The organism is Streptomyces sindenensis (assembly GCF_014649035.1).
In the GTDB taxonomy this organism is placed as follows: domain Bacteria; phylum Actinomycetota; class Actinomycetes; order Streptomycetales; family Streptomycetaceae; genus Streptomyces; species Streptomyces sindenensis.
The window spans coordinates 85,423-111,307 of the sequence record NZ_BMSG01000007.1 but is presented as its reverse complement, the minus strand read 5'-3'; the positions used below and the strand labels follow the sequence as shown (position 1 = coordinate 111,307).

Below are 25,885 nucleotides of genomic sequence, written 5' to 3'. Positions count from 1 at the left end.
GCGCCCTCTCCGCGCCCGCGCCTGTGGGCTCAGCCCGGCCAGACGATCGCCTGGGTCTCGCTGTAGGCGTGCAGGGCGTACGAGCCCACGTCCCGCCCCACCCCGCTCTTCTTGAACCCGCCGAACGGGGCCTCCATGTTCCGCCCGACCGTGTTGACGCCGACCCCGCCCGCCCGCAGCCGCCGGGCGACGCGGAAGGCGCGGGCGACATCGCCGGACCAGACGTAGTCGATGAGGCCGTAGTCGCTGTCGTTGGCCAGCGCGATGCCTTCCTCCTCGTCGTCGAAGGGGACGACCACCACGACCGGTCCGAAGATCTCCTCGCGGACGACCCGCATGCCCGGGGTGCAGTCGGTGAGGAGGGTGGGGGCCACGTAGAAGCCCCGGTCCAGGTGGGCGGGCCGGGCACCGCCCGTGACGACCCGCGCGCCCTCCTTCCGGCCCAGCTCCGCGTACGCCTCCACCCGGTCGCGGTGGGCGGCGGAGATGACGGGGCCGACGACCGTGGCCCGGTCGGCGGGGTCGCCGACGGTGAGCGCGTTCGCGTACGCGGCGAGCCGGCCGGTCAGCTCGTCGTGCCGGGACCGGTGGACCAGGACGCGGGTCGGAGCCGTACAGATCTGTCCGCTGTAGAAGGAGAAGGTGGTCCCGATGCCCGCGACCGCCAAGTCCAGATCCGCGTCGTCGAGGACGACCGCCGCCCCCTTCCCGCCCAGCTCCATGAGCTGTCGCTTCATCCCGCGCCCGCACACCTCCGCGATGCGCTGCCCGACGGCGGTGGAGCCGGTGAAGCTGACCATGTCCACGTCCGGGGAGTCGACGGCGGCTTCACCGGCCTGTGCGCCCGAGCCGGTGACCACGTTCACCACGCCCGGCGGAACACCCGCCTCCGCGAGAACCGCGGCCATCCGGAGGACGGAGAGCGGGTCCTGCGGGGCGGGCTTCACGACGACCGTGTTGCCCATCGCGAGGGCCGGTGCGATCTTGCCCGCCGGATTGGCCCACGGGTTGTTGTACGAGGTGACGCAGGTGACCACACCGACCGGCTGACGGACGGCCAGCGCCCCGAAGACCCCGGCCCGCCCCATCGGCCCGGCCTCGTTGATCTGGGGTGCGACGGCCTCCTCGACCGGCTCCAGCGCGCCGCGCGCGTACCGCCGGAAGCGGGCGATGCCCACCCCCACCTGCATCCCCCGGGCGGTGGAGGCGGTGGCTCCGCTCTCCCGCCGGGCGAGCTCGGCATGGGCGGGGAAGTCGCGCTGGATGATGTCCGCCGCCCGGTCCAGGATCGCGGCGCGCTCCTCGGGCCGGGTCCGCGACCAGGCCGGGAAGGCCGCCTTCGCCGCCGCTGCCGCCTCGTACACCTGGGCGCGGCTCGCCTCGGGGGCGAGGCCGACGACCTCCTCGGTGGCGGGGTCGACGATCTCGTAGTGCCCGTCGGCGGGTTCGGCCCACTCCCCGCCGATGAAGAGCTTCCCGGGGCTGTGGTCGCTCACGCCGTACTCACCGTGCTCACCGTCCGGGTGTCGCGGCCCGAGCGCAGCACCGTCCCCGGCACGGCCCCCGTCACCTTGTCCTCGCGCAGGGTCTCGACGCCGTTGACGCGTACGGAGACGATCCCGATCGCCTTGGCGTCCAGGCGCGGGCTGTCCCCCGGCAGGTCGTGGACGAGGGTGGCGGGTCCGGCGTCGATCCGCTCGGGGTCGAAGAGGACCAGGTCGGCGTGGAAGCCCTCCGCGATCCGGCCGCGCTCGCGCAGTCCGAAGAGCCGCGCGGGATCGTCGGTGAGCATGCGGACGGCGGTGGTCAGCGGGAGGAGCTTGCGCCCGCGCAGACAGTCGCCGAGGAAGCGCGTGGTGTACGGGGCGCCGCACATCCGGTCCAGGTGCGCGCCCGCGTCGGAGCCGCCGAGCATGACGTCCTCGTGCTCCCAGGTGCGCTGCCGCAGCGCCCAGGAGCCGGGGTCGTTGTCGGTGGGCATCGGCCACAGGACCGTACGAAGGCCGTCGGCGGCGCAGATCTCGACCAGGCAGTGGAACGGGTCCTGGCCGCGTTCGGCGGCGATGTCCTCGACGACGCGCCCGCTGAGGCCCTCGTTGGCCGCGCTGTACGTGTCCCCGATGACGTACCGGCCGAAGTTCGCGAGCCGCCGGAAGACCCCGGCCTCCTTGCTGTCGGCGCGGCGCAGCATCGCGGCGCGGGTGGCGGGGTCCCGCAGGCGTTCGATGCGCTCGGGAACGGGGAGGGCGAGGATCTCGCCCCAGCCGGGGATGAGGTTGAGGGCGCAGAAGGTGCCCAGCGACATGTTCATGGGCGTGAGGATCGGCATGGTGAGCGCGACGATCCGGCCGCCGGCGCGGCGGGCCCGCTCGCTGGGGACCAGCTGGCGCGGTACGCGTTCGGGGACGGCGGCGTCGATGGTGAGGACGTTCCAGTTGAGCGGGCGTCCGGCGGCGGCGGTCATGTCGACGAGGAGGTCGATCTCCTCGTCGGAGAACTGGTCCAGGCACCCCGCGACGATCGCTTCGAGCTGGGTGCCCTCGTGCTCGCCGACCGCGCGGGAGAGCGCGAGGAGTTCCTCGGGGCGGGCGTGCCGGGAGGCGACGGGTGCACCGTCGCCGTCGGAGTGGGTGGACGACTGCGTGGTGGAGAGCCCCCAGGCCCCGGCGTCCATCGCGTCGTGGAAGAGCGCGAGCATGGCGTCCAGTTGGGCGGGGGTCGGCCGGCCTCCGACGGCGTCGGGGCCCATGACGTGCCGCCGCAGGGCGCAGTGCCCGACCATGAACCCGGCGTTGACGGCGATGCGCCCTTCGAGGGCGTCGAGGTACTCGCGGAAGGTGGACCAGGTCCAGTCGACGCCCTCCTCCAGGGCGGCGAGGGCCATCCCCTCCACCCGCGACATCATCCGCCGGGTGTAGTCGGCGTCCTCGGGCCGGTCGGGGTGCAGGGGCGCGAGGGTGAACCCGCAGTTGCCGCCCGCGACGGTGGTGACGCCGTGGTTCATGGAGGGGGTGGCGTAGGGGTCCCAGAAGAGCTGGGCGTCGTAGTGGGTGTGCGGGTCGACGAACCCGGGGGCGAGGACGAGCCCGGCGGCGTCCTCACTGGTGACGGCCTCCTCGGTGACGGTGCCGGGCCCGGCGATGACGGCGATGCGGCCGCCGCGGATGCCCACGTCGGCGGTGTACGCGGGCCCGCCGGTGCCGTCCACGACGGTCGCGCGGCGGATGAGGTGGTCGAGCATGACGGAGTCCCTTCTCGTGGGCTACTTCTCCGCGTGGGGTGGGACAGCCGGGGTACGCACGCTCTCGGCCGCGGTACGTACCCCGGCTCACAGGGCGACGGTCCGGGAAGACGCCGCCCGGTTCCAGCCCCGCCGGGGTTGGAAGCGAGTCGTTTCAGCCCCGCCGGGGTTCGAGGCGAGTCGTTTCAGCCGCTCCGGCGGCCGAGGAGCGGGTCCGGGGCAGGGCCCCGCATCAGGTCGCGGCCGCCCGGAACCGCGAGGTCCGATGCACGGGATCCGTGTCGATCCGCGGAATCACGTGCTCCCCGATCAACCGGATCGTGTTCATCGTGTCCTCGGGACCGATCCCGATCGGCAGCCCGAAGCTCAGCTGGTCCGCCCCCGCCCGATCCCACCGCCGGCACTGCTTCAGCACCTCGTCCGGGTCGCCGCAGATCATCAGCTCCTCCGCGATGAGCAGCTCCACGATCTCCTCGGTGTACTCCGGAAGCAGCTCCGGCCACTCCGGGATCCCCTCCGGCCGCGGGAACGTGTCGTGGTAGCGGAACAGCAGCGACTGGAGGTAGTTCAGCCCGCCGCCGACCGCGATCTCCACCGCCTTGGCGTGCGTCTCGGCGCAGATCGCCGTGGACGTCACCATCACGTTGTCGTTGACGAACGCCCCCACCGGCTCCGCGTCCTTGACCGCGTTCTTGTAGGACTCGACGACCCACTCCATGTCGGAGACCTTCTGCACGCTGAAGCCCAGCACGCCGAGCCCCTTCCTGCCCGCCATGGCGTACGAGGACGGCGACCCGGCCGCGTACCACATGGCCGGGTGCGCACCCCCGTACGGCTTCGGCAGGATCTTGCGCGGCGGCAGCGACCAGTGCTTGCCCTGGAAGCCCACGTACTCGTCCTGGAGCCACATCCTGGGGAACTCGGCGATCGTCTCCTCCCACAGCTCCTTCGTGTGGTTCATGTCGGTGATGCCCGGCATGAACCCGAGGATCTCGTGGCTGCCCGCACCCCGCCCGGTGCCGAACTCGAAGCGGCCTTCGGAGAGATGGTCGAGCATGGCGACCTTCTCGGCGACCTTCACCGGATGGTTGACGGGCGCCAGCGGGTTGAAGATGCCGGAGCCGAGGTGGATGCGCTCGGTGGCGTGCGCGAGGTAGCCGAGGTACACGTCGTTGGCGGAGAGGTGCGAGTACTCCTCCAGGAAGTGGTGCTCGGAGGCCCAGGCGTACTTGAAGCCGGACTTGTCCGCCTGGATGACGTACTCGGTCTCCTCGATCAGCGCCTTGTGCTCTGCCTCGGGGTCCACCTTGGCACGCGCGGCGGGCACGTACCCCTGAACAAAGAGCCCGAATTCCACGGAGGTTCACCGTCCTCAAGTCTTCCCGACAGCTTCCCGAACAAGTTTTCTGACGGTTCATCAGATTGTGATGCGACCGACTGTTCCACCGGGATCGCGGCCCGTCAATAGCTGACGCCCAGTCAGACGTGGTGCTTCGGAGGGGTCAGAAGGGGCTGACGCCCGCCAGCCACCCCCCGTCCACCACGAACGGCTGACCGGTGATGTACGAGGAGTCGTCGCAGGTCAGGAACAGCACAAGGGCGGCGACCTCCTCCGGCCGCCCGATCCGGCCCATCGGGAGGAGCTTGCGGTAGTACGCCTCCAGGGCCGCGCCCGACGTCGTCGGACCGGCGTCCGGGTCCAGCAGAGCCGGGTTGGTCATCGCGGTGTCGACGGCCCCCGGGCAGACGGCGTTGACCCGGATCCCCTTCCCCGCCAGCTCCATGGCGGCGACCTTGGTGAGCCCCAGCACCGCGTGCTTGGTCGCGGCGTACGCGCCGACCAGCGGCATACCGGTCAGACCGGTGTACGAGGACGTGTTGACGATCGTCCCGCCGCCCGCGGCCTCGATCTGCGGCGCGACGGCGCGGATCCCGAGGAAGGCCCCGGTCATGTTCACCCGCACCACCTGCTCGAACTCCGCGAGCGGGGTGTCCACCAGTTCGTTGAAGCGCAGGATGCCCGCGTTGTTGACCAGCCCGTCGATCTTCCCGAAGGCTTCCCCGGCCTCGGCGACGGCGGCGGCCCAGTCCTCCTCGCTCCCGACGTCCAGCCGCACGAAGCGGGCGACCGACTCACCCAGCTCCCTCGCCAGCGCCTCCCCCTGCTCGACCAGCACATCGGCGACGACGACCCGCGCGCCCTCGGCCGCGAAGAGCCGCGCCTCCTGCTCGCCCTGCCCGCGCGCCGCCCCGGTGACGAGGACGACCCGCCCGTCCAGCTTGCCCATGACCCACTCCCCTACCTGCCGAGGTGCGGAGCCACGTCCGCACCGAACGCCGCCATCTGGTCCGTCAGTTCGTCCACGCTCCGGCTCCGGAAGCGCACCTGGATCTGGTGCACGCCGATCGCCGCGTACTCCCTCAGTGACTCGGCCAGCTCCTCCGGCTTCCCGGCGAGCGTGCGCCGCCCCACGGACCACCCGGGCTCACCCACGTACAGCGGCTCGGTGATCGCGCCGACGACGATCGGCGCTGCGACGCCCGCCTCCTCCCGCAGGGCGTGCAGCCGGGCGATCTGCGCGGGCAGCCGGTCCCGGGGGTCGCCCTGCGGCAGCCACCCGTCGCCGCGTACGGCGGCCCGGCGCACGGCGGCGGGCGACGAGCCGCCCACCCAGACCGGCACCCGTTCCTGGGCGGGCCGGGGCAGCTGCCCGAGCCCGCTGAACGCGAACCGCTCGCCCGCGAACTCCGGGTACTCCTCGGGCCCGAGCGCGGCCCGCAGCGCGTCGATGCTCTCGTCGAGGACACCTCCGCGTCCGTCGAAGTCGGCCCCGACCGCCTCGAACTCCTCCCGTACGTGCCCGGCCCCGACCCCGAGGATCAGCCGGCCACCGCTGAGGTGGTCGAGGGTCGCGTACTGCTTGGCGGTGATCAGCGGATGCCGCAGCCCGACGACGGCGACATGGCTCATGAGCAGCACGCGCCCGGTGACCCCGGCGAGAAAGGAGAGCGTGGCGACGGGGTCGTACCAGACGGTGCTCATGCCCGCCGCGAGCCGCCGCGGGACGGCGACGTGGTCGCAGCCGGCGATGTAGGCGAAACCCCCGCGATCGGCGGCACGGGCGACGCGGACGAGATCGGCGGGGGTCGCCGCCGCCTCCCAGGGTTCCGCGTAGATGGCGCTCTGCGACTGGACCGGCAGCTGTATCCCGTACGACAGCGGCCCGTTGGTCCGTGCGGACGGTGCGGACGGCGTGGGCGGTAGCGGCACGGCGGCCTCCTTCCCCTCCGGCCCGGAACGGTCCCGCCCCGGGCGACGGCCGCCATCGTCATACCTGACGGGCCATCAGACAAGGGGAGGCGCACCCGCGTATGCGCCCGATCCGACATCACCGGATCCTCGGCCTCACCGGCCGAACACTCTCCGGCACCCCCTTTCACCAGGTGTTTTCGCGATCGCCAAGGCGCCGCGCGGCGCGAGAACACAACAGCCGCACGCCTCTTGCCCGAGCCGTCGACCCCCCTCTATGTTCGCCGAACAGGAATGGGGAAAGCGCTTTCTAGTTGACCGTGGAGAACCTCCCGGGAAAGGGGTCGCGAGGGCGGACACGCGAGCACAACTTGACATGCACCTGCCATGAAACGCATCACGGATCACCCGCAGACACAGGGAGACGAACATGAGGCAACCCGTCACACGACGGCTGCAGGCGGCACTGGCCACCCTGGCTCTCGCCGCCGCGGCCGGCGGCATCGTCCTGACGGCGGCCGAGGCCTCGGCCGCGGCCGGCAGCGCCACGGGCTACGCCACCCAGAACGGCGGAACCACCGGCGGCGCCGGCGGACAGACCGTGCGTGCCACCACCGGCACCGCGATCCACGCGGCCCTGTGCGGCCGCGCCGCCGCCGGCACGCCGATCGTCATCGAGGTCGAAGGCACCATCAACCACGGCAACACCAGCAAGGTGTCCGGCGGCAGCTGCAACACGGCCGACGGCGTGATCGAGCTGAAGCAGATCAGCAACGTCACGATCGTGGGCGTCGGCGGCGGCGCCGTCTTCGATCAGATCGGCATCCACATACGCGAGTCCAGCAACATCATCATCCAGAACGTGACCGTCAAGAACGTCAAGAAGTCGGGCTCCCCGACCTCCAACGGCGGTGACGCCATCGGCATGGAGTCCGGCGTCCGCAACGTCTGGGTCGACCACACGACCCTGGAGGCGTCGGGCGGCGAGTCCGAGGGATACGACGGCCTCTTCGACATGAAGGCCGACACCCGGTACGTGACCCTCTCCTACAGCATCCTGCGCAACTCGGGACGCGGCGGTCTGGTGGGATCCAGCGAGAGCGACGTCTCCAACGGGTTCGTCACCTACCACCACAACCTGTACGAGAACATCGACTCCCGCGCCCCCCTGCTGCGGGGCGGCGTCGGCCACATGTTCAACAACCACTACGTGCGGCTCAACTCGTCCGGCATCAACTCCCGGGCCGGCGCCCGCGCCAAGGTGGAGAACAACTACTTCGAGGACTCCAAGGACGTCCTCGGCACCTTCTACACCGACGCCGCCGGCTACTGGCAGACCTCCGGCAACACGCTGGACAACGTGACCTGGTCGAGCCCCGGCAAGGACAACAACCCGGCCGGGCCCGACATGAAGTCGACCACCACCGTCAGCATCCCCTACGCCTACTCCCCCGACGCGGCCGGCTGTGTGCCGGACGTCGTGAGCCGTACGGCGGGCGCCGGCAAGGGCCTGAAGGTCTCGGACGGCACCTGCACGGTCCAGCCCCCGACCGAGCCCACGCCAGGCCCCACCGACCCGACCCCCGGGCCCACCGACCCCACGCCGCCCGGCGGGACCAACCTCAGCATCGGCGCCGGGTCCGACGGGTCGAGCAAGGCCCCCGGGACCAGCTTCGGCCATCTGCGGGACGGTGACCTCACCACCTACTGGTCGCCCGCCGGTTCGACCGGTCACGCCTCCATCAAGTGGGACTCCGCCACCGCCGTGTCCTCGGTCGTCATCCGGGAGGCGGCGGGATCCACCGGCGCCATCGGGGCCTGGCGGCTCCTCGACGCCGACGCCGGAACCGTCCTGGCCTCCGGCGACGGGGCGGGGACCATCTCCTTCCCGCGCACCACCCTGCGCAAGATCACCTTCGAGATCGTCAGCTCGACCGGCTCCCCGAGGATCGCCGAGTACGAGACCTACGCCGGCTGACGGGCGCCGTCGCCCGGCGACCCGCCGTGCGGCGCCCCGCTCCGGCACCCCGTTCCCCGCACACCCGCAAGAGCCCGCGCCCCCCGCTCGACGGGGGGTGCGGGCCCTGCCCGGTGCCGGGCGCACGGCGGCGGCGCGCCGGATCATCCGAGTGGCCGCCAGTCGCCCAGCCACCGGGCCGGGGTGTGCGCACGGGCCTCGGACGCGCTGAGCTGGGGCCGGTTCGCCGGGACGGTGATCCGGGCGCCGGGACCGGTGTTGCGGTGTTCGGCGAAGCGTTGTTCCTGCCACGGGTGGCCGGCCGACATGGTGGCGTACGGCGCGGACGCGTCGACGCCCGCGCCGAGACGGCTCTCGCGGACGGTGAGCATCGGGCGTGCGGTGGGGTCGGAGGACGGCACCCAGGGGCGCGCCAGCTTGTAGTACCCGTCGGGGGCCGTGCTGCTCACGCGGGAGCGCAGCACCAGAAAGCCGTACGGGCCGGCCCCGGCGGTGCTGGGCGCGAAGACGAAGCCGTGGGGCGCCGAGGTCAGGTCGGGGCGGACCAGGGTGCGGAAGTGGCAGCGGTCGTAGACGGCGGAGGCCCGGCCGAAGACGAAGTCCACGTCGCCCTCCACGTAGCAGTCGCGGTAGTACTGCCGGGCGAACACGTCGCGGGAGGGCGAGTCGGCGTACAGCGTGTCCTGGTGGCCCAGGAACCGGCAGCGGTGGAACGCCGACCGGTCGCCCTGGACCTTGACCGCCACCGCCTGGGTGCCGGTGTACTCGGGGTTGTCGGAGCGCAGCCAGTCGTTGGCGAAGGTCAGATCGCGGGCGGTGAAGCCCTCCGCCCTGATCGTGACGGAGGCCGATCCGCTGGTGCCGAGGGTTCCGGTGCCGTCCGGCCGGGGCGTGCCCGCCGCGTTGCCGTACACCAGGACCGTGTCGCGGGCGTCGGCGCTCGCGCCGATCAGCGTGAGGTCGCGGTGGGCGGCGCTGACGACGACCGTGGCCCGGTGGACGCCGGCGGCGATCACGATGGTGCGGCCGGTTCCGGTGGCCGCGTCCACGGCGGACTGGACGTCGGTGTGGTCGCCCCGGCCGTGCGCGTCCACGTACAGCGTGCGGGGGTCGTGGCGGCGGGCCGGTGAGCCGTAGCGGCCGAAGGGGCGGGGTCCGGCGGCGGGCCGGGCGAGGGCGGCCGGTGCGCCGAGGGCGAGTGTGGCGCCCGTGCCGGCGATCAGGGACAGGGCGGTGCGTCGAGTGGTCATGGCGGTGCTCCTCCGGAGGGGCGGCGGCGGGTGACGAGTGCGCGGCGACGGGCCGCGGGTGGACGGCGAAGGGCCGGAGCGGCGCTCTCCGGGGTGCTGGAAAGCATGCGGTGCCGCTCCGGCCGGTTCATCGGGGGTACGCGCCGGTCACCGGAGGCCGGACGCCGGCCTGCCCGCCCCGGCCTTGAGGCCGACCAGCACGGGAACGGCCCAGGGGTGGTGGACCGTCGTACGCAGTTCGGGGGTCCAGCCCGCGCCCTCGGCGAGCTGCTCGCCGGGGACTCCGGCGTTGTGCACGGCGATCAGATCGGTCCTGCGTCCGTTGACGTAGTTGTTCTCCGCGGTGAGCGGGGCCTCCGACCACTTCTTGAGGACTCTGGCCCGGTCCACGTCGCCGGCCAGGGTGAACGCGTTGTACTCGGCGACCAGGCGGGACTCGGCGCCGATGCCGTACGAGTAGCCGTAGGAACTGCCGCGCGTGGCGACGAAGTGGTTGTTGTACGAGTCGACCTGGCCGAAGCGGACGCGCGGAGCACGTTCCTTGACGTCCTTGAACAGGTTGTGGTGGAGCGTCACGCGGAGCTTGCCGCGGTCGGTCGCGCCGGCGCTGTCGCTGTTGCCGATGAGCATCGTCTTGTCGTGGTCCTTGAGCACGTTCCACGAGACGGTGACCAGGTCGGAGCCGCGCACGATGTCGAAGAGTCCGTCGTGCTGCTGGTACAGCTGCCCGAAGTAGCGCGGCTGTTCGGAGTCGGGACGGTCACCGTCGCTGAAGGTGTTGTGGTCGACCCAGACGTGCTGGGAGCCGTACACGACGAGGTTGTCGTACTCCGAGTTCCAGGCGCCCCCGCTGCCGTCCGTGGGGTCCCACTGGGGGAAGCAGTCGTAGGTGTCCTCGAACGAGATGTTGCGGATGATGACGTTGGAGACGCCCCGGACCTGGAGACTGGCGCCGATGATCTCGGGGTTCGCACCGACCCCGATCAGGGTGGTGTTGGACGGGACCCGGACGTTCACGGCGGCCTGCTGGAGCTTCGCCGAGGCCGCGCGGGCGTCCTCCAGCGGGCCCTCGGGGACCCGGTCCCCGCCCCACACCTCCGGGTCGTAGGCGGCGAGGTACTTCTCCAGGGTGTAGCCGTCGGTCTCGTACCGCTCGCAGCCGATCGGGGTGCCGTCGGCGTCGGAGTTGCCGTGGATGGTGCCGGCGACTCTGACGATCTTGGGTGCGTCGCCCGCCTCCTCGAAGGCCGCGACGAGTTCGGCCCGGTCGGTCACGGTGTAGACGTGCTCGGGTGCGGCGTCCGAGCCCCCCGTGGTGGAGCCTTCCGCGGCGGCCCAGCCGTCCCCGGCGGGCAGTACGGCGCGCTCGATCCCCTTGCCGTGGGGGCCCGGCCGGGGTGCGGCCTGGGCGGGGGCGCTCAGCGCGAGGGCCAGCGAGGCGCAGCCCAGGGTGACGGCTACGGCCCGGGTGTGGCGCGTGCGTGCGGGCATGGCGAAACCTTCTCTGTGGTCGGAGGAAGCGGAGAGGAGAGGAGAGGAAGGGGAGGAGAGGAAGGGGAGGAGAGGAAGGGCAGGAAGGGAGGAGGGGCAAGGAAAGGGGGAGGCGCGGTGCGGTGAGGTGCCGGTCAGGCAGGCCCGGCGGGTCCGGCATGCCCGGCGGGTCCGGCATGCCCGGCGGGTCCGGCAGGCCCGGCAGGTGCGGCCGGTCCGTCCCAGGTGATCCACTCGTCCGGGACGTGGTCGCCGAGGCGGCGGAGGTCGCGGGCCGTGAGTACGTCTTCGTCCAGCAGGGCGCGCGCCGTCATCCGGGCCGTTTCGATCGCGCCCGAGGGCCTGAAGTGCGTGTTGTCCTGCGCGCCGTCCGGGTAGTTGGGCGACTCGCCCGGCTTCAGCCACAGGAAGTACGGCAGAGTGCCGTCGGGCCCCAGCTGGTGCCAGCGGGCGAGGGACAGCGCCTGGAGGTCGAGGAGCGGGACGCCCTCCTCGGCCGCCAGGGCGCGCATCGCGGCGGGGTACTCGCCGTGGGTGGGCCGGGCGGCGCCGTCCGGGCCGAACCGGCGCCGCTCGACGGAGGTGAGGAGCACGGGCCGGGCCCGTCGGGCGCGGGCTCCCCGGATGTACTCGCGCAGGTAGGCGCGGTAGGTGGTGGAGGGGTCGGTGCCGCGGGCCGGGTCCTCGGTCTTCTCGTCGTTGTGGCCGAACTGGACGAGGAGCAGATCGCCGGGGCGGACCCCGCCCAGCAGTGCGGCGAGGCGGCCCTCGTCGATGAAGCTCTTGGAACTGTGGCCGTTCACCGCGTGGTTGGCGACCCGGAGGTGGCGGGCGAGGAAGAAGGGGAGGGCCATGCCCCAGCCCGTCTCGGGCGCGGCGTCGGCGGACTTCACGGCGGCCGTGGAGTCACCGGCGATGTGGAGCGTACGGGGGCGGGGGCGGCCGGCTCCACCGCCGTGGGCGAGGGCCGGCGTGGCGGTGAGGGCGAGGGGGAGGGTGAGCAGGGAGGTGGCCGTCTGTCTGCGGGTGAGTGACACGAGGTGCTGCCTCTCTCGAAGGGCGTGCTCGCGTACGGGGGGTGGGAAGCGGGAAGGGAGGGAGCGCGGCGGCCGGGCTCGGCCCGGGCCGCCGCCGGTCCGTCATCGGGGTCCGGAGCGGGCGGGGCCTCAGCCGTTGCCCAGCTCCTTCCACTCCTTGTTGGCGGCGTTCAGCTCCTCGGCCATCTTGTCCAGGAACTGCTTCGCCGTGATCTTGCCGAGGAGCAGCTTCTGGAACTCCGGCTCGTTGTCCGCCTTGCTGATGTTGTTCCAGTCGGGCAGGTAGTACGGCAGGTCGACGACCTTGGTGGAGCCGTCCGTCAGCGCCTTCGCGGCCAGCGCGGTCGGCTCGGTCTTGCTGATCCAGGGGTCCTTCGCCGCTTCGGTGTTGGCCGGGATGGCGCCCGCCGACTCGTTCCACTTGCTGTTGGACGCGTGGGAGGCGGCGAACTCGATGAACTTCCACGCCGCGGTCTTGTTGTCGCTCGACCGGAAGAGGCCGAGTCCGTCGACGGGGTTGGAGACCTGCACGCGGGTTCCGCTGTCCCCGATGGGGGCCGGGATGCCGGCGAACTTGCCTTCGCCCAGGGCCTTCGCGTGGTCCTGGTAGGAGCCGAGGTTGTGGCTCAGCATGCCGATGGTGCCGGTGTCCCACTGGGCGACCATCTTGGTGAAGTCGTTGTTGACGTCGGCGGCGGGCGTGGTCCGCTTGAAGAGGCCGGCGTACTTCTCCAGCGCGGCGACGTTCTCGGGGTCGTTGAGCGTCGTCGTGTCGCCGTCCCAGAACTCCGTGATGCCGGACTGCCCGTAGATGGCGTCCAGCGCCTGGGCGATGGAGCCGGCGCCGCCGCGGATGGTGTAGCCGAACTTGTTGTTCCGGGCGTCGGTGAGCTTCTCGGCCGCGGTGTAGAAGTCGGCCCAGGTGTCGGGGGCCTTCAGCCCGGCCTGCTCGAACAGGTCGGTGCGGTACCAGAGCACGCCGTTGTTGGCGGAGGTCGGTACGGAGTAGATGTCGTCGCCCCGGCCGGCGGCCGCCCTGACGCTCTCGACCATGGAGTCGACGAGCTTGCCCTCCAGGGCGGACCCCTTCAGCCGCTTGTTGACCGGTTCCAGGGCTTCCTGCGAGACCATGTTGGCGAGGTAGGCGGTGCCGACCCCGCCCACGTCGGGCAGTCCGCCGCCGGCGATCGCGGTGTCGTACTTGGACTGGACGTCGGCGATGGGGATCGGGACGTACTTCACCTTGATGTCCGGGTGCTGCTTCTCGAAGTCCTTGATGATCTCGGTCCAGATGGCGGTGCGCGGCCCGCCGTTGTTGTCCCAGAAGGTGATCTCGCCCTTGCCGCTCCCCTCCGTGCCTGCTCCGCTGCCGTCGTCACCGCACGCGGCGGCCGTCAGTGCGAGCGCTGCTACGAGGGAGACGGCGGACGCGGTACGCCCCCGCCGGGTCTTCGAGATGGTCATGGTCGGCTCTTCCCTGTCGGATGTGTCGGGGTGGTACTGCACGTCTGCGCTCCCGTACGTCTGCGCTTCTGCGAGGGGGGTCATCGGGTGGCGCGGAAGGTGGTGAACAGCGCCGTGCCGGCGGGGCCCGTCCCGGCCGGCGCGGTGGCGAAGAGGCCGAGGAGCGCGGCGACCCAGCGCCACGGGGCGGCGGCGAAGACCTGCCCCGAGGGCCGGAAGCCGTCTCCCGTGTCGGCGGAGAAGCGGCAGCGGGCCCCGGCCGTGACCTCGATACGCAGCCGGGCCCTGCCGCCGGGCGAGGCGCGGGCCCCGGCCGCGTCGCGTTCGCTCTCCGCGGCGCCCTCGGCGTACCGGTGCACGAGGCGGGGCGTCCCGTCCGCCCCGGCCTCCAGACCGATCCAGCAGAAGGCGTCCCCGAGCACGGCCAGGCCCGCCTTGGCGCCCGGCTCGTCGCTGTGCAGTTCGAGGTCCACCTCGACGGTGAACTCCTCGGCGGGCATGCGCTGGACCAGGACGTTGGGGAGCAGCCGCAGGTCGTGCGCGTCCGGCGTGCGGAGGCAGGTGAGCCGCAGCCCGTCGGCGGGGCGCCCGAAGTGCCCGGGGCCCTCGGGCTGCCCGGCGTGCCCGGGGCCCTCGGCCCACACGTCGGGGCGGGGGTTGGCCGTCCACTGCCACTGCTTGCCGTAAGCGCCGCCGGGGAAGTCGTCGTCCACGGCGGGCGCTGCCACGGGCTGGTCGGGGGCGGCCGGTTTGCGGTGCGTGGAGACGGGTTCGCCCGCGTCGCCGATGACGGGCCAGCCCTCCGCGTCCCAGCGCATGGGCTGGAGGTGGACGACCCGCCCGTACGCACCGCGTGCCTGGAAGTGCAGGAACCAGTCCTCGCCGGCGGCGGTCCGCACCCAGCCGCCCTGGTGCGGCCCGTTGACGTCGGTGCGCCCCTGGGACAGCACGACGCGTTCCTCGTAGGGGCCGGAGAAGTCCCGCGACCGGAACGCGCCCTGCCAGCCGGTCTCCACCCCGCCGGCCGGGGCGAAGATCCAGAAGTACCCGTCGTGGCGGTAGAGCTTGGGGCCTTCCAGGGTGAACCAGCCGGGTATCCGGTCGGCGTCGATCAGGGTCCGGCCCTCGTCGAGGAGTACGCGTCCGTCGGCGCTCATGCGGTGCCCGGTGAGCCGGTTCTTGATCCCGGAGCGGGACTTGGCCCAGGCGTGGACGAGGTAGGCCTCGCCGGTCTCCTCGTCCCACAGGGGGCAGGCGTCGATGAACCCGCGGCCGGGTTTGAGCAGGTGCGGCGCGCTCCACGGGCCCTCGACGCTCTCGGCGTTGATCTGCTGGACGCCGTGGTCGGGGTCGCCCCAGAAGATCCAGAAGCGGCCCGCGTGGTGGCGCAGCGAGGGCGCCCACACCCCGGCGTCGTGGCGCGGCCGGGCGAAGTCGGCGGCGGGCTCGACGCGGTCCAGGGCGTGCCCGACGAGCGTCCAGTTGACCAGGTCGCGGGAGTGCAGGAGCGGCAGGCCCGGGGCCCGGCCGAAGCTGGACGCGGTGAGGTAGTGGTCCGCGCCGACCCGGACGACGTCCGGGTCGGACCAGTCGGCGTTCAGCACGGGGTTGCGGTACGTGCCGTCCCCGAGGTCGGCGGTCCAGGGACGGTTCACGGGGCCACCGCCCGTCGGACGTACCCGGCGGCGGCCTCACGGTCCAGCCGGCCGTCCGCGACGACGGTGACGATCCGGCGTACGACGGTGGCCCCGGCGGGCACGGGCAGTCGTTCGTGGGCCGCGAGGGAGGAGCCGACGCCCGGGTACTCCGCCGTCCGCACGAACCACGGATCGCGCCGGGTCTCCTCGCCCGCCCCGGCGAAGACGAGGGTCCAGCCGTCCCCGGCGAGCGCGAGCCAGTCGGCGGCCCGGCCGTGCACCGCCTCCTCGCCCGCACAGCCTGCGGTGAACACGTCCGGCGGCGACGCCTCCTTGGGGGCGCGCCAGAAGAACCCGCCGTAACCGGCCCCGGGGCGGCCGTTGGTGGCGGGGCTGCCGACGGAGAGGTCGTCGGCCGAGTGGTTGGTGAGCGCGAAGGAGAGGTCCAACGCCCAGGCGGTGGCGGAGAGTTCGACCGTGTCCACGGTGCGGTGCTCCCGCAGCAGTTCGACGCCGTCCGCCTCCCAGGCGAGCGACTGCGTGAACCCGCCCGGCCCGTGCCGCTCCAGGCCGAGGCAGCGCTGGACGCCGTGGTTGTCGAGCTCGGTGGGCCCCTGCCCCCGGACGTAGGTGCGCCCGCCCCAGAAGTTGCGGCCGGACACGTCGGGCACGGCGATGGAGACGCCCAGGTGGTGCCGGTGGTCGGCGGGCCGGTCCTGGGTGACGGTGCGGCCGGCGAGCGTGGTGACGGGGTGCAGGCGGGGGCGGCCGTCCGCCGCGGCCCCGTAGCCGTAGTGGGCGACCGTGCGTCCGGCGCAGTCGAGGAGTTCGGACGGAGCGGGCTCCACGGGCAGCGCGGGGAGCGCGGGCTGTACGGGCCGGGCGGCGGACGAGGGCGTGGCGGGACGGTTCATGAGGCCGCCGCCTCGCTGCTGCGGGCCCAGGCGGCGCCCAGCTCCGAGAAGAGGGCGAGGGATTCGGCCCCGGCGGCGACCAGGCCGTCGATGCCGTGGACCGTACGGCGCGCGCCTCCGCCGGGGGCGTCGTACCGGGTCTCCCAGGCGTCGGCGGGCAGGGCGACGGGCTCGGGGGCAGTGCGTACGGCCTCGACGACCCGCATGAACGCTCCCGTGCGCTCCGGCGGCACCAGCAGCGGTGTCCCCTGCTCCAGATGGTCGACCAGGTTCTCCAGGAGGTCGGTCCGGCCGTGGACGCTCTCCACGGGGCCGTGGCCGGCGCGTTGGATCAGGACGCGGTCCTGCTTGTACCAGAAGGTGATCCGGCCCCGGTCTCCGTGGACGATCACACAGGGCTCCCCCGCCCGTTCCGCGCAGAGGGTGGCGGCGACGGTGACGGGCAGGCCGCCGGTGGTGGTGATCCGGACGCAGCTGGTGTCGTCCGCCTCGATGTCATGGGCCCGGAACAGCTCCGTCTCCACGGACAGGACGTCCTCGGCCGTACCCCGGTCCGCGAGTTCGAGCGCGGTGGCCACGGCGTGCGCCAGCGGATTGGTCAGGACGCCGTCGACCACGTCGGTGGAGCCGATCCTGCGCCGCCCGGCCCAGGGCGCCCGGCGGAAGTAGGCGTCGTCGCGGACCCAGGCCCCGGCGGCGCCGATCCCCGTGAGCGTCCCGATCGCCCCGGTGCGGACCAGCTCCTGGATCGCGGGCACGGCGTGCGAACCGAACGACTGGAAGCCCACCTGGCAGGCGGTGCCCGCCCGCCGTACGCCGTCGGCCATCCGGGCGTACGCGGCCCAGCTCGCGGCGGGCGGCTTCTCCAGCAGCAGGTGGACGCCCCGGGACGCGGCGGTCAGGGCCAGGTCGGTGTGGGTCGGGATGGGCGTGCAGACGACGGCGGCACGGGCTCCGGTCGCGTCGAGGAGCGCCCCGAAGTCGGCGGACTGTTCCGGTCGGGCGTCGCCCACGAGGTCGAAGGCGGCCAGTTCGTCGGTGGTCAGCGGCTCCAGTTCGCAGATGCCGGCCAGCCGTACCCGGCCCTGGTGCTGGAGCCGGCGGAGGTTGGCCAGGTGCCAGCGGCCGTGGCCCCGGGCGCCGGCCAGCACGACGGGGAGCGGCACGGCCGCGGCTGTGCGGCGGGTGGGGCCGGTCATCCCTTCACCGCCCCCGCGCTGAAGCCCGTGACGAGCCACTTCTGGATGAACGCGAAGACGATCACCACGGGTACGGCGGCGATGACCCCGCCCGCCGCGAGTGCGCCGAGGTCGACGCTGTCCGCTCCGATCAGGGTGTTGAGGCCGACCGGGATCGTCTGCTTGTCCTGTTCGCTGAGGAACATCAGCGCGAACAGGAAGTGGTTCCAGCTGTGGACGAAGGCGAAGGAGCCGACGGCGATCAGTCCGGGGCGCAGCAGCGGCAGGACGACCGCGCGGAAGGCGGTGAAGCGCGAACACCCGTCGACCCAGGCGGCCTCCTCCAGCGAGACCGGGACGTTCTTGATGAACCCGCTGATCAGGATGATCGACAGGGGGAGCTGGAAGACGGTCTCCGCGATGACGACGCTCCACAGGGAGTTGATCATCTGGAGGTTCCGGAAGATCTCGAAGAGCGGCACGAGCATCAGGGCGCCGGGGATGAACTGCGAGCAGAGCAGCGCCAGCATGAACGCGCCCTTGATCCTGAAGTCGAACCGGGCCAGGGCGTATCCGCCGGCCAGGGCGACCAGGGTGGTGGCGATCAGGGTGGCGACGCCGACGATCATGCTGTTCTGGAAGAAGACGGCGAAGCTGCGCTCGTTCCAGACCTTGGAGAAGTGCTCCCCGGTCATCGGCCAGGGCACCAGCGCGGTGGAGCCGGCGGGCCGCAGGGCGAACAGCAGCATCCAGTAGAACGGGATGAGCGTGAACAGCAGGTAGAGGCCGAGCGGCAGGTAGATCTGCCAGCGCGGTACGTCGTCGAAGGCGCGCTCGCGTCCGGAGCGGCGGCGCGAGGGGGGCGGCGGGCCGCCGGGGTGGACGGGCGTCCGGGCGGCGCCGCTCTTCTCGGTGAGTACGGCGGTCACTTGTTGTCGCCTCCGAACTTGCTCAGGCGCAGATAGACGATCGAGCAGAAGAGGAGGATCACGAAGGCGACGGTGGTGAGCGCGGAGGCGTAGCCGAAGTCGTGGCCCTCGATGCCGGTGTTGGCGACGTAGAGCGGCAGCGTGGTGGTCTCGCCGGCCGGTCCGCCGCCGGTGAGGGTGTAGAGGAGGTCGACGTTGTTGAACTCCCAGACCCCGCGCAGCAGGGTGGCGAGGATGATCGCGTCGCGCAGGTGCGGCAGGGTGATGTGGAAGAACTGCCGGAGCCTGCCCGCTCCGTCGACCGACGCCGCCTCGTACAGCTCCTTGGAGACGGACTGGAGGTCGGCGAGGATGAGGATGGCGAAGAAGGGCACGCCGCGCCAGAGTTCGGTGACCGTGGCCGCCCAGAAGACGGTTCCGGTGTCCGAGAGCACCGAGGTGCCGTACTCCCCGATCCCGGCGTCCGCGAGGTAACGGCTGAATCCCGTCGAGGAGTTGTAGAGCAGGATCCAGATGGTGCTGGTCAGCACGCCGGAGACGGCCCAGGGCGAGAAGACCATGGCCCGGGAGATGCCCCGGCCGATGAAGGTCTGGTTGACGATCAGGGCCAGCGCGAGCCCGAGCACGAGTTGCAGGGAGACCTGGGTGAAGACCCACTGGGCGCTGAAGCCGAGCGTCGACCAGAACTGGTCGTCCTCGGTGAAGATCCGCCGGAAGTTGTCGAGTCCGGCGAAGCCGTTCCGCCACGGCTTGGTGACGTTGTAGTTCTGCAGGCTGTAGTAGAAGACGCTGAGCACCGGGTAGGCGATGAAGCCCAGCATCAGCAGACCCGCGGGCGCGATCAGCAGATACGGCAGGCGGCGGGGGGCCGCCGTGCGGCGGCGGGGCGCCTTGGGCGGCGGGGTGGCCACGGCGGCGGGTTGGGCCATGACACGTCTCCGATCTCTGGTACGCGCTCGATGCGCTGGATGTGCGGACCTGCTGTCGCTCTGCCTGTGCCGAGGGGCTGCCGCCCCACACGGCACAGGACACACAAGACAGCAAGCGCTTTCTCATGACCGCTGGGCGGCCCGGGCGCCCCGCCGCGCGGAGCCCTCGTCGCCCGGGTCACCCCACGTACGGGTCGGGCACGTCTCCCTCCCGGGCCAGGAACGCGAAGTCGCATCCGGTGTCGGCCTGGGTGATCTGGTCCTGGTACAGCGCCCCGTAACCGCGCCCGTAGCGGGCGGGCGGCGGGCTCCAGGCGGCACGGCGGCGTTCCAGCTCGTCGTCGTCCACGCCGAGGTGGAGCAGGCGGGCCTCGACGTCCAGGGTGATGAGGTCCCCGGTGCGGACCAGGGCGAGGGGGCCGCCGACGAACGACTCGGGCGCGATGTGAAGGACGCACGCCCCGTAACTGGTCCCGCTCATCCGGGCGTCGGAGATCCGCACCATGTCCCGGACGCCCTGCTTCAGCAGGTAGTCGGGGATCGGCAGCATGCCGTACTCGGGCATGCCGGGCCCGCCCTTGGGTCCGGCGTTGCGCAGCACCAGGACGTGGTCCGCGGTGAGTGCCGGCGCCGGGTCGTTGATCGTGCGCTGCATCTCCCGGTAGTCGTCGAAGACGACGGCGGGACCGGTGTGACGCAGCAGGTGCGGCTCGGCGGCGATGTGCTTGATCACCGCGCCGTCGGGGCAGAGATTGCCGCGCAGGACCGCCACACCGCCCTCCTCCGCCAGCGGTTCGGTGCGCTCGCGGATGACGGCGCTGTTGTGGACGGCCGCCCCGTCGAGCTGCTCGCGCAGGGTGGCGTGCGCGACGGTGGGCCGGTCCAGGTGCAGGACGTCGGCGATCCTGCCCAGGAAGCCGGGCAGCCCACCCGCGAAGTGGAAGTCCTCCATCAGGTACCGTCCGCCGGGCCGGAGATCGGCGAGAACGGGCACCGTACGGGCGATCCGGTCGAAGTCGTCCAGGGTGAGCTTCACCCCGGACCGGCCCGCCATGGCGATCAGGTGGATCACGGCGTTGGTGGAGCCGCCGAGCGCGAGGACGGTCGCGACGGCGTCCTCGTACGCCTCGGCGGTGAGGATCTGCGACAACGTCGTTCGCTGCCGTACGAGTTCGACGATCCGCAGCCCGGATCCCGCCGCCATCCGGTCATGCCCGGAGTCGACGGCCGGGATGGAGGAGGCCCCGGGCAGGGTCACGCCCAGCGCCTCGGCGGCGGCCGTCAGCGTGGAGGCGGTGCCCATCGTCATGCAGTGACCGGCGGAGCGGGCGAGGCCGTTCTCCAGCTCCCCCATCTCGCAGTCGCCGATCAGCCCGGCCCGCCGCTCGTCCCAGTACTTCCACATGTCCGTGCCGGAGCCGAGGACCTCGTTGCGCCAGTGGCCCGGCAGCATCGGCCCGGCCGGCACGAAGACGGTGGGCAGGTCCACGGAGGCCGCGCCCATCAGCAGCGCGGGCGTCGACTTGTCGCAGCCGCCCAGCAGGACGGCCCCGTCGACCGGGTACGAGCGGAGCAGCTCCTCGGTCTCCATGGCGAGGAGGTTGCGGTAGAGCATGGGGGTCGGCTTCTGGAAGGTCTCCGAGAGGGTGGAGACCGGGAACTCCAGCGGGAACCCACCGGCCTGCCAGACGCCCCGCTTCACCGCCTGCGCGCGTTCCCGCAGGTGGGAGTGGCAGGGGTTGATGTCGGACCAGGTGTTGAGGACGGCGATGACCGGCTTGCCGAGGTGCTCCTCGGGGAGGTAGCCGAGCTGGCGGGTGCGGGCCCGGTGGCTGAAGGAGCGCAACCCGTCGGTGCCGTACCACTGGTGACTGCGCAGTTCCTCGGGCGCGAGGGGGGCCGTTTTCCGGTCGTCCGTCGCCGCGACCGCTCTCCGGTGCTCCGTCACAGCGCCCACGCGGCTATCTGCTCGGCGACCTCGGTGCGCCGCTCCTCGGGCAGGACCCGGCTCGGCGCGCGCACCTCGCGGCGGCAGAGGCCGAGCACGGACAGGGCCTCCTTGACGACCGTGACGTTGTTGGCGGACTGCTCCTCGGCGCGGAGCTCCTCGAAGCGGCGGATGCGCTCCCACACCTTCATGGCCGCCACGTAGTCCCCGGCGCGCAGCGCCTCCAGCATGTCGAGGGAGACGGCCGGGGCGACGTTGACGAGGCCGGAGGTAAAGCCGGTGGCGCCGGTGGCGAAGTAGGAGGGGGCGTACAGCTCGGCGAGGCCGGCGACCCAGACGAAGCGCTCCAGTCCGGCGTCCCGGGCGAAGGCCCCGAAGCGCGCCGCGTCGGGCACCGCGTACTTCACGCCGATGACGTTGGGACAGTTGTCGGCGAGTGCGGCGAGCCGGTCGCCGGCGAGCAGCGGGTTGCGGATGTACGGGACGACTCCGAGCTCCGGGACGGCCTCGGCGATGGCCCGGTGGTAGTCGACCCAGCCCTCCTGGGCGACATAGGGGTGCACCGGCTGGTGGACCATCACCATCGCCGCGCCCGCCCGGGCGGCGTGCTCGGCGGCGGCGACGGCGGCCGGTACGTCGTGGCCGACGCCCACCAGGACGGTGGCGCGTCCGGCGGCCTCCTCGACGGCCAGCTCGGTGACGAGGCGCTGCTCGTCCGGGGTGAGCGCGTAGAACTCCCCGGTGTTGCCGTTCGGGGTGACGATGCGGACACCGCCGTCGAGCAGCCTGCGCGTCAGCGCGCGGTGGTTCGCGACGTCGATGGTGCCGTCCTCGGCGAACGGGGTCACCGGGATCGCCACGACGTCTGCGAGGGCCGCCTTCAGCGGAGAGAAGTCCATGCGGACCGGCCTTTCGTCGGATTGCTGGTGGTGGTGCGGTTCCAGCAGACGGTTCACGCGGCACCGCCCCCGTCCTCGTCGTCGGGGAAGGCACGGCGTACGAACGATGCGATGTGATGGTGCAGAGCCCCGGCGGCGGCCTCCGCGTCGTCGGCGAGCGCCAGCCGCAGGATCTCCCGGTGCTCGGCCGCCTCGCGCTCCCAGGAGGGGACGGCCGACCAGGCCACCGTGGAGACGAGGGCCGCCTGGTCGCGGACCTCGTCGAGCATCCGGGCGAGCAGGGGGTTGCCGCAGGGCAGGTACAGGGCGCGGTGGAAATCCCGGTTGGCCAGCGACCTGTCGGCCTTGTCGAGCGCCGAGTCGGCCCGCTCCAGGGCCTCCTGGGCCGCTTCCAGGGAGGCCTTGCGGTTGACGGACCGGCGCAGCGCCTCCGGTTCCAGCAGGAGGCGTACGTCGTACACCTCCCGGGCCATGGTCGCGTCGACGAGCCGCACGGTGACGCCCTTGTACTGGCTCATGACCACGAGCCCCGTGCCCGCGAGGGTCTTGAGCGCTTCGCGGACGGGGGTCTTGGACACTCCGAACTGAGCGGCGAGTTCCGTCTCCACCAGCGCCTGTCCCGGTCTCAGCTGCGCGGTGAGGATGGCGTGCTTGATGGCCTCCAGCACGTACTGGGTCCGGGACGGGATCGGGGCAGGGGCGAAGGTCATGGGTGACGGGCTCTCACATCTCGCGTATCGCGTCTCATATATGACGTACGAAGTACGACGCGATGAAGCTAGAGCCGCCCGGAACGCTTCGTCAACGCTTAGGACAGAACAACTTTCGGAGTGATCCGACCACTTGACGTAACCTCACGGACTTCTTAGCTTGTCCACGTATGCGAACGCGGTCCACGGCCGTGAAGCGGCGGGGCGGGACGACGCCTTGAGGTGTCACGACGCCCGGGGCGGCACAACGCCTCGGGGTGTCACGACGCCCGCCCGGTGCCGGACCGCATCGGATCGCATCGCACCGCCCCGAGGAGACCCCTATGCCCGCTCCCCGTACCGTCCTGCTCACCGGCGCCGCGGGCGGCCTCGGCACCCTGATGCGGGGGCTGCTGCCCGCGTACGGCTACGACCTGCGACTTCTCGACCTGGTCCCGGTGGAGGGCGAGCCCGGGGCGATCACCGCCGACCTGAACGACCGGGAGGCGCTGCGCGAAGCCGTACGCGGCGTGGACGCGGTCATCCACCTGGCCGGCATCTCGCTGGAGTCCACGTTCGACAAGATCCTCCGAGCCAACATCGAAGGCACGTACCACCTCTACGAGGCCGCCCGCGAGGAAGGCGTCCGCCGCATCGTGTCCGCCTCCTCCAACCACGCCGTCGGCCACACGCCGCGGCCGCTCGCCGGGGGCCCGCCGATCCCGTCCGACGCCCCGCACCGCCCCGACACCTTCTACGGCCTGTCGAAATGCTTCGGCGAGGACCTGGCCCAGCTCTACTGGGACAAGCACGGCGTCGAGACCGTCTCGGTACGGATCGGGAGCTGCTTCCCGGAGCCCACCTCGGTACGCATGCTTTCCCTGTGGCTGAGCCCCGCCGACGGCGCCCGCCTCTTCCACGCCGCGCTCACCGCCGGGAATGTCGGCCACACCGTCGTCCACGGCTCCTCCGCCAACACCCGCCTGTGGTGGGACCTGACCTCGGCACGGGCACTGGGCTACGCCCCGCAGGACGACTCGGAGCCGTACGCGGCGAAACTCATCGCCGAACAGGGCGAGCCGGATCCCACCGACCCGGCGCAGACCCGTCTCGGCGGCCACTTCGTCACGGATCCGCCGATCTGGCCGCACTGATCCGGCCGCGCGGAGGGGTGCTGCGGCGGCGAGCACCGATGAGTTCCGGGCCCGGGGCGGGTCATGAAGGGTGGGACGCGTCGAGCGACCGGGACGGCCCGGCTCCCGACGCGACCGGCAGACCGGTCCACCGCCCCACCGACCGAGCGAGGAACCACCATGAATGCCTCCACGACCGAGAACGCCGACGGCATCACCGGGCTGGGGGTCATCCTCGGCAGCACCGACTCCGAGGCTCTGATCACCTGGTACCGCGCGGCGCTGGAGCCCTTGGGCGCCCGCTGGGCGGAGCACCTGCTGATCGTCGGCCCGGGAGCGATCATCGGCTTCGACGAGCGGGACGACGTCGCGGACAAGGCGGCCGAGCCGGGCCGGCAGATGATCAACATCACCGTGCGCGACGTACGGGCTGCCGAGAGGCACCTCAACACCCTCGGGGTCACGTGGGTGCGCCCGGTCGAGGAGGTCGGGGGCGGCTGGTTCTTCTCCACGATCGTGGACCCGGTGGGCAACTACCTCCAGATCCTCCAGGGCCCGGAAACGCCCTGACGCCCCTGGATGCCTCGGACGCCCCCTGGCCTGTCAAGCACGTCCGAGCCAGGGGGAGTTCAGCAGCGATGCCATCGACGACGTTCCGTATCGGCCAAGACCTGACCGTGGGGCGACTGGGCTTGGGCGCGATGCACCTGCCCACCGAGAGGCCCGGGGACCGGCCGTCGGCCGTCGCCGTGGCCCGCCGGGCGGTCGAGCTGGGCATCACGCTGATCGACACGGCCCACCTGTACGGGGCCGGGGCCAACGAGGAGGTCCTGGCCGAGGCCCGGGAGATCGTCGACATCGCGAGCGTCCAGAACCGCTACAACCTGACCGACCGCGAACACGAGCCGGTCCTCGCGGCGTGTGAGGCGGCGGACATCGCGTTCCTGCCCTGGCGCACGGTGCCCTGGGGCAAGGCGGGCGACCGCGCGGAGGTGGCAGCCGTCGCGGCCGAGCTGGACGCCACCCCCACCCAGGTCTGCCTGGCCTGGCCGCTGGCCCGCTCCCCGGTCGTGCTCCCGATCCCGGGCACGTCGAGCATCGCTCACCTGGAGGAGAACACGGCGGCGGCGGACCTGGCCCTCACGCCGGAGCTGCGGGGGCGGCTGGACGGGATCGCGGCGAGCGCGTGAATCTCCTGCCGCCCGAGGCCCGTGGATACATTCGATCATGTATATTTGCACACACGAGTGTATATCGAAGGGTAGGGTATGAGTCGAACAGTCATCGACCTGGACGACGAAGCGCTGGCGGCCGCCGCAATAGAGCTGGGAACCAGGACGAAGCGCGACACGATCAACACCGCGCTGCGCGAGGTCGTCGAGCGCAACCGCCGCTTGCGCGCCCTGAACGAACTGCAGGACATCGCCCAGGAGGGCGGCCTGGACATGGACGTTCTTCTCGACAAGCGCCGCTATCGAGGGGGCCCTGCGGCGTGAGCGTCGCCGACTATCTCATCGACACATCGGCGCTCGCCCGCATCCTCCTGCGCCAGAGCACCGAGGACTGGACCCGCCGCATCAGTGCAGGCCTTGTCGCCCTCTGTGACCTCACCGAACTGGAACTGCTCCATTCCGCCCGCTCCGCCGAGGACCGCGAGAAGGTCCGGGAGCGTCTAGCGCTGTACACCTGGTGCCCCATGCCTGACGGGGTGTTCCGGCGCGCCCGGACCGTACAGGAAGAACTCACCTCCAAGGGAGAGCACCGAAGCGCCGGCCCCGTGGATCTGCTGCTGGCTGCCACTGCGGAACAGTCGGGTCTGACGCTGCTCCACTACGACCGCGACTTCGAGACCATCGCCCGCGCCACCGGACAGCCCACCAGAATGCTGGACCTGAGGTAGCGACCGGACTGCACCAGC

At 71.9% G+C, this 25,885-nt stretch carries 23 protein-coding genes; 6 read left to right on the top strand and 17 right to left on the bottom strand.

The genetic code is table 11. From position 1 onward, the window contains the following. Window positions 1–29 precede the first annotated feature (29 nt). The 5 genes from IE145_RS11255 to IE145_RS11235 form a co-directional block, all read right to left on the bottom strand. Window positions 30–1,496 (bottom strand): aldehyde dehydrogenase family protein, encoded by a 1,467-nt coding sequence (locus tag IE145_RS11255; RefSeq protein WP_189520775.1) that lies wholly within the window; start codon window positions 1,494–1,496, stop codon window positions 30–32. Then, window positions 1,493–3,241 (bottom strand): N-acyl-D-amino-acid deacylase family protein, encoded by a 1,749-nt coding sequence (locus IE145_RS11250; RefSeq protein WP_189520774.1) that lies wholly within the window; start codon window positions 3,239–3,241, stop codon window positions 1,493–1,495. Before IE145_RS11250 ends, IE145_RS11255 begins: the two co-directional genes overlap by 4 nt. A 232-nt stretch (window positions 3,242–3,473) precedes the next feature. Next, window positions 3,474–4,598, bottom strand: coding sequence for an LLM class flavin-dependent oxidoreductase (locus tag IE145_RS11245; protein WP_189520773.1), 1,125 nt, complete (start codon window positions 4,596–4,598; stop codon window positions 3,474–3,476). Window positions 4,599–4,743: 145 nt separating this feature from the next. Next, a complete protein-coding gene (locus IE145_RS11240; RefSeq protein WP_189520772.1) occupies window positions 4,744–5,529 on the bottom strand; it encodes an SDR family NAD(P)-dependent oxidoreductase in 786 nt (261 codons plus the stop codon). A gap of 11 nt (window positions 5,530–5,540) precedes the next feature. Next, the gene (locus IE145_RS11235; protein ID WP_373296584.1) at window positions 5,541–6,512 is read right to left on the bottom strand and encodes a TIGR03619 family F420-dependent LLM class oxidoreductase; all 972 of its coding nucleotides are present in this window, start codon (window positions 6,510–6,512) and stop codon (window positions 5,541–5,543) included. Window positions 6,513–6,921: 409 nt separating this feature from the next. Between IE145_RS11235 and IE145_RS11230 the strand changes: the two genes are divergently transcribed. Then, window positions 6,922–8,469 (top strand): pectate lyase family protein, encoded by a 1,548-nt coding sequence (locus tag IE145_RS11230; RefSeq protein ID WP_189520771.1) that lies wholly within the window; start codon window positions 6,922–6,924, stop codon window positions 8,467–8,469. Window positions 8,470–8,612: 143 nt separating this feature from the next. On the opposite strand, the gene IE145_RS11225 is transcribed toward IE145_RS11230, so the two are convergent. From IE145_RS11225 to IE145_RS11170, 12 genes are all read right to left on the bottom strand, one after another. Then, window positions 8,613–9,719, bottom strand: coding sequence for a pectinesterase family protein (locus IE145_RS11225; protein ID WP_189520770.1), 1,107 nt, complete (start codon window positions 9,717–9,719; stop codon window positions 8,613–8,615). Between the two features lie 147 nt (window positions 9,720–9,866). Then, window positions 9,867–11,210: a pectate lyase family protein gene (locus IE145_RS11220; protein ID WP_189520769.1), complete on the bottom strand. Its 1,344-nt coding sequence runs from the start codon at window positions 11,208–11,210 to the stop codon at window positions 9,867–9,869. Window positions 11,211–11,344: 134 nt separating this feature from the next. Beyond that, complete coding sequence (locus IE145_RS11215; protein WP_189520768.1) at window positions 11,345–12,247, bottom strand: rhamnogalacturonan acetylesterase; 903 nt, start codon at window positions 12,245–12,247, stop codon at window positions 11,345–11,347. A 129-nt stretch (window positions 12,248–12,376) separates the two neighbouring features. Continuing rightward, window positions 12,377–13,711, bottom strand: coding sequence for an ABC transporter substrate-binding protein (locus tag IE145_RS11210; RefSeq protein ID WP_189520767.1), 1,335 nt, complete (start codon window positions 13,709–13,711; stop codon window positions 12,377–12,379). A gap of 80 nt (window positions 13,712–13,791) precedes the next feature. After that, window positions 13,792–15,366 (bottom strand): glycoside hydrolase family 43 protein, encoded by a 1,575-nt coding sequence (locus IE145_RS11205; protein WP_189520766.1) that lies wholly within the window; start codon window positions 15,364–15,366, stop codon window positions 13,792–13,794. Continuing rightward, complete coding sequence (locus IE145_RS11200) at window positions 15,363–16,262, bottom strand: DUF6807 domain-containing protein (RefSeq protein ID WP_229825500.1); 900 nt, start codon at window positions 16,260–16,262, stop codon at window positions 15,363–15,365. The genes IE145_RS11205 and IE145_RS11200 overlap by 4 nt, the downstream gene beginning before the upstream one ends. Next, window positions 16,259–17,461: a Gfo/Idh/MocA family protein gene (locus IE145_RS11195; RefSeq protein WP_189520765.1), complete on the bottom strand. Its 1,203-nt coding sequence runs from the start codon at window positions 17,459–17,461 to the stop codon at window positions 16,259–16,261. Before IE145_RS11195 ends, IE145_RS11200 begins: the two co-directional genes overlap by 4 nt. Beyond that, entirely contained in the window at window positions 17,458–18,369 is a 912-nt protein-coding gene (locus IE145_RS11190; RefSeq protein WP_189520764.1) for a carbohydrate ABC transporter permease, read from the bottom strand. The genes IE145_RS11195 and IE145_RS11190 overlap by 4 nt, the downstream gene beginning before the upstream one ends. Beyond that, complete coding sequence (locus IE145_RS11185) at window positions 18,366–19,298, bottom strand: carbohydrate ABC transporter permease (RefSeq protein ID WP_189520763.1); 933 nt, start codon at window positions 19,296–19,298, stop codon at window positions 18,366–18,368. The genes IE145_RS11190 and IE145_RS11185 overlap by 4 nt, the downstream gene beginning before the upstream one ends. A 178-nt stretch (window positions 19,299–19,476) precedes the next feature. Beyond that, window positions 19,477–21,246, bottom strand: a complete 1,770-nt coding sequence (gene araD / locus IE145_RS11180) for an L-arabinonate dehydratase (protein WP_189520875.1) — start codon at window positions 21,244–21,246, stop codon at window positions 19,477–19,479. Further along, window positions 21,243–22,145, bottom strand: a complete 903-nt coding sequence (locus IE145_RS11175) for a dihydrodipicolinate synthase family protein (protein ID WP_189520762.1) — start codon at window positions 22,143–22,145, stop codon at window positions 21,243–21,245. The genes araD and IE145_RS11175 overlap by 4 nt, the downstream gene beginning before the upstream one ends. Window positions 22,146–22,198: 53 nt before the next feature. Then, a complete protein-coding gene (locus IE145_RS11170; protein WP_006125376.1) occupies window positions 22,199–22,855 on the bottom strand; it encodes a GntR family transcriptional regulator in 657 nt (218 codons plus the stop codon). A gap of 323 nt (window positions 22,856–23,178) precedes the next feature. On the opposite strand from IE145_RS11170, the gene IE145_RS11165 reads away from it, so the two are divergent. The 5 genes from IE145_RS11165 (at window position 23,179) to IE145_RS11145 (ending at window position 25,867) form a co-directional block, all read left to right on the top strand. Further along, window positions 23,179–23,988 carry an NAD-dependent epimerase/dehydratase family protein gene (locus IE145_RS11165; RefSeq protein ID WP_189520761.1) on the top strand — a complete coding sequence of 270 codons (810 nt, stop codon included), beginning with the start codon at window positions 23,179–23,181 and terminating at the stop codon, window positions 23,986–23,988. A 159-nt stretch (window positions 23,989–24,147) separates the two neighbouring features. After that, entirely contained in the window at window positions 24,148–24,537 is a 390-nt protein-coding gene (locus tag IE145_RS11160) for a VOC family protein (protein ID WP_189520760.1), read from the top strand. Window positions 24,538–24,605: 68 nt separating this feature from the next. Next, window positions 24,606–25,157 carry an aldo/keto reductase gene (locus IE145_RS11155; RefSeq protein WP_189520759.1) on the top strand — a complete coding sequence of 184 codons (552 nt, stop codon included), beginning with the start codon at window positions 24,606–24,608 and terminating at the stop codon, window positions 25,155–25,157. A 78-nt stretch (window positions 25,158–25,235) separates the two neighbouring features. After that, window positions 25,236–25,463, top strand: a complete 228-nt coding sequence (locus IE145_RS11150; protein WP_189520758.1) for a type II toxin-antitoxin system VapB family antitoxin — start codon at window positions 25,236–25,238, stop codon at window positions 25,461–25,463. Continuing rightward, entirely contained in the window at window positions 25,460–25,867 is a 408-nt protein-coding gene (locus IE145_RS11145; RefSeq protein WP_189520757.1) for a PIN domain nuclease, read from the top strand. Before IE145_RS11150 ends, IE145_RS11145 begins: the two co-directional genes overlap by 4 nt. Window positions 25,868–25,885 lie beyond the last annotated feature (18 nt).